The sequence below is a fragment of the Nonomuraea marmarensis genome (genome assembly GCF_043197025.1).
GTDB classification, from domain to species: Bacteria; Actinomycetota; Actinomycetes; order Streptosporangiales; family Streptosporangiaceae; genus Nonomuraea; species Nonomuraea marmarensis.
In genome coordinates this window covers 1-3,672 of sequence record NZ_JBICRM010000092.1, presented here as the reverse complement: position 1 = coordinate 3,672, position 3,672 = coordinate 1, and the positions used below count along the sequence as shown (strand labels likewise).

Here is a 3,672-nt window from a genome sequence, read left to right as displayed (position 1 = left end):
CACCGCTCAGGGCACACCCCTCCTCACGACACGCGGACAACGCGAAGCAGAAGTGGGGACCTAAACCGGCCACCAGTGGTGACCTCGAACTGGCCACCTGTGGGGACTTTTACATGGCCACGGACAGACGGCGTACGAGGTGATCAGCCGCGAAGGCGTGCCGGATATTATGCGAAGAGGCTCGTCAATCAAATAATGTGTCGTTGTCTACCTTCGCTTCAGTCTGAATCTCTTTTCTCGAGTACCCGATCACACCGGCCAATTTGGCCGAGCTTAAGTCTACGCCTGTCAGCCATGCGCCGCTCAGGTTGGCGCCACGGAGATCCGCTCCAAAGAAGAACACGTTGTTTAGGCGCGCCCATTGCAGGTTGGCGCCACGCAGGTCAGCTAATGAGAAACTTACCCCCTTTCCGCCGCCGTCGCCAAACCAAGCATCTTCGAGATCATCAACTCTAGCGTCTATATTGGAGAGATCGGCGCCGCGAAGGTCTGCGCCCTCCAGATTTGAATCTGTGATTAATGCCTTTACCAGGCGAGAACCCCGAAGATCTGCGCCTCGCAGGTCAACTCTGCTCAGCAGGGCATGGCTGAGATCCGCCCGAGGGAAACGCACGTTGGCTAAGTCCACAAGTTCGTACCCAAGCCCGGTCCTACGTCTCAAGGTCTGAGCAGACTCCCAGGCTGCGACTACGTCCGGCGACAGCGGTACAAGGGGAATTTTCAGTAACTCATTTAACGTCTTGGCGACGCACTGTCGCGGAAGTGTCTTTTGGTCAGGCCGAGATGTGCAGAAATCCCGATTGCGAACGTATGTGGTAAGCAGGTTTACGATTGTTTCTCGATCCCTCGGGGAGTCGAGCCCAATACGTTCAAGGGCATAGATAGCGCCTAGCCGAACATCGGGAGCGAGTGAAGCTAACTGTTCAACAGCCTTCGTGTATCGATCAGTAATCTGCCCTTCCTGGGTTGTTTCCAGCGTGCGAGCAGTGTAAATGAGGCCGCCGGCGGTAAATGTGAGTCCAAGCATGATACCCCAGGCGCTGATTAGCTGCAGACGGGTGGCCCTTGTGGCCGTAATTATGTCAGCACGCTCCTTCGGTGTTAGTGAATTGATCTCGGATTCAGTAAGTCGGCGCAGGCGACCTGGCGAAGTCTTTGGAACATGGGAGAGGAGGAAGTGTCTGGAGCCAATCGGGATAGCAAGCACTCCAAGTATAGTTAGGAAAACTAGAGGGGCGTTACCAGGGGAGATTGGAGGCAGGAGATATTCGGGCAGGATTTTGTATATTGGCTCCCACCACTCCGGCACAGGCACTGCGGCGAGTAGGTGTATCGTCGCGGTCCCGACTGTTGCGATGATGCAGAGAAGCGTCATCCAAACCAATGTGCGAAGGTAACGGGTACGTCTTTGCATGCTCCATTTGAGCTTCGCTCCGCATCCCTGCGCAACCGGATCCAGCAAGAGCGTCCTGCGTCCGGGCCACTTGCCGTGCTCAGTCTGGGCACTTGGCAGGTCGGGACACGTGAGCGCGGGGCGCAGCAGTGAGGGGCTCCGAATTTTCCGGACTCGACCCAAATGAAACTATATCATGCGGCAACCCAATTATCGAACCATTCCTCCAGCACTTCCGAGGGCGGGCGATATCCCAGCCCAGAGTGAAGCCTCCGCCGGTTATAGAATCCCTCGATAAATCTGATCACTTCGCGCCGCGCCTCGGCACGCGTGGCGAACGCCCGGTGATGCACCATCTCCGTCTTCAGCTTACCGAAAAACGATTCCGCCATCGCATTATCAAAACAACTCCCAGTACGCCCGACGGATTGACTGATGTGGTACTTGCCGAGTGTCTCACCGAACTCGATCGACGTGTATTGACTCCCTCGGTCGGAATGAAAGATAGCCCCGTCGGGCATCTCAATGCGGGCCGCGGCCATATCGATGGCCGCACACACCAGGCTCGCCGGATATCGTGCGTCCAGCGCCCAGCCGATCACGCTCTTGCTGAAGCAGTCGATAACCGTCGCCAGGAAAAGCGCACCCTCACCCGTATCGATCTGCGTGATATCACCGATCATCTTCTGGCCGGGCACCTCCGCGCTGAAGTCGCGTCGCACCAGGTCAGGGACCGGGGCCGCGTTCTTGTCCGCGATCGTCAGGCCACGGCGCCGCTTGACCTGCACCGGGACCAGGCCCATCTGGCGCATGAGCTTGCGAACGAGTTCGTCGTCCACCTCGACGCCGGCGCGCCTGAGCTCCGCGTGGACACGGCGGTACCCGTAGGTTCGGCCAGATTCGGCGAACACGAAGTCGACCAAGGGCTTGAGGTCCTCGCGCCGTTGCTCGGTCGCCGACATCGGGCGCTTCTCCCAGTCGTAGTATCCAGATTTCGATACGCCAAGCAGGCGGCACATCATGATGATCTCGAAGTTGGCCTTCTCAGCGAGAATGAGTTCGTACTTCTCGCTTACGGGAGTTCTTTCGCAAAGAAGGCCGCTGCTTTTTTCAGGAACGCGTTCTCCTGCTCAAGTTCCTGAACGCGTCGTTCCATCTCCTGGAGCCTGGCGCGGTCGATGGCGGCGCGGGCCTCCTCGGTGGTGCCAGAGTTCTTCGACTGCTCTGCCTTCACCCAATTGCGAACGGTCTCTGCGACTAGCCCGAAATCGCGGGCAACCTGTGCGGGGTCTTCCCATCTTCGATGACGGCCCGCACGACTTCGGCCCGCAACTCGGGTGGATATATTCTCGGCTTCTTCGCCACGTGCTTCCTTCCCGGACTGTCTCTGACCCTACTTGGGTCCGAGTCCGGAAGGTTCGGGGCACCTCACCGCTGCTTGACATCAAAGCTCCTGGGATGTCTTCGTCGGGCCTTGCCACCGGGCATGGGGGATCTTTGACGGGCAACGCTGACGGCAACGTCGGCCACCAGTCCCAGGTCTGGAGCACCATAAGCAATTGACCCTATGCCGAGTCGAGAACCGCTCCAAACAGTCCTCGAGCAGGCTATGAGACTCGTCCACCGGGTCCAGCGCCAAACGAGCGTCCTCAACTGCCGGTCTGGCGCGGAGGACGGGGCGAGCGAGACGATGTCCTCCGCCGAGCGGGAACGCCCATGCGGATTTCCTTCCGGTAGCCGTACCTCCGAAAGCAGTTGAGCCAACAGCTGTCCCGCACCCTGGTCGCCCGCACGGGCGACCAGACTCTCCCACGTCGGCCAGGACGGTGCTGGCTCCGCTTCCGCTGCTTCCTCAAGCCGTGCAGGAAGAACACACGCAGTGCCAGGTGGTACGCGACCAACGGGGAGACGGGCCCGGTCAGCCCGTCGACCGCGTCCAACACCTTGGCCAACCTGCGGCCCTCGGCCACATCGGCACGCGTGCCGCTCACACGACTCCCAGCGAGTTCGCCACGAGCAGTCCCGACGTCATCGTGGCGACGAACGCCACGGCACCGCCCTGGATCGCCGCGATCACAACCCAGACGTTGTCGTCCACCCGAACCCGTCTCCTTCGAACGATGCCGAGGGCTATGAAGCTAGAGACGTGGCCGCGGAACCTGTCAAACCGAATGAGACATCAGGCCACTTGTGTGGTTTGTGGTGAGGTCTCGGTCTGGAGGGTCGTGGGTGGCTTGTTGATCCACACTCTGGAGGGCAGCGGCGGCGGGTAGGGGCGC

Annotated in this window: 3 protein-coding genes; all 3 read right to left on the bottom strand. The window is 59.8% G+C overall.

Annotated features, from left to right (window positions below):
• Positions 1–184 precede the first annotated feature (184 nt).
• Positions 185–1,375 (bottom strand): pentapeptide repeat-containing protein, encoded by a 1,191-nt coding sequence (locus tag ACFLIM_RS50040; protein ID WP_393177963.1) that lies wholly within the window; start codon positions 1,373–1,375, stop codon positions 185–187.
• A gap of 212 nt (positions 1,376–1,587) precedes the next feature.
• Complete coding sequence (locus tag ACFLIM_RS50035) at positions 1,588–2,448, bottom strand: IS3 family transposase (protein WP_393177967.1); 861 nt, start codon at positions 2,446–2,448, stop codon at positions 1,588–1,590.
• 17 nt (positions 2,449–2,465) lie between these two features.
• Entirely contained in the window at positions 2,466–2,738 is a 273-nt protein-coding gene (locus ACFLIM_RS50030; RefSeq protein WP_393177965.1) for a transposase, read from the bottom strand.
• Positions 2,739–3,672 lie beyond the last annotated feature (934 nt).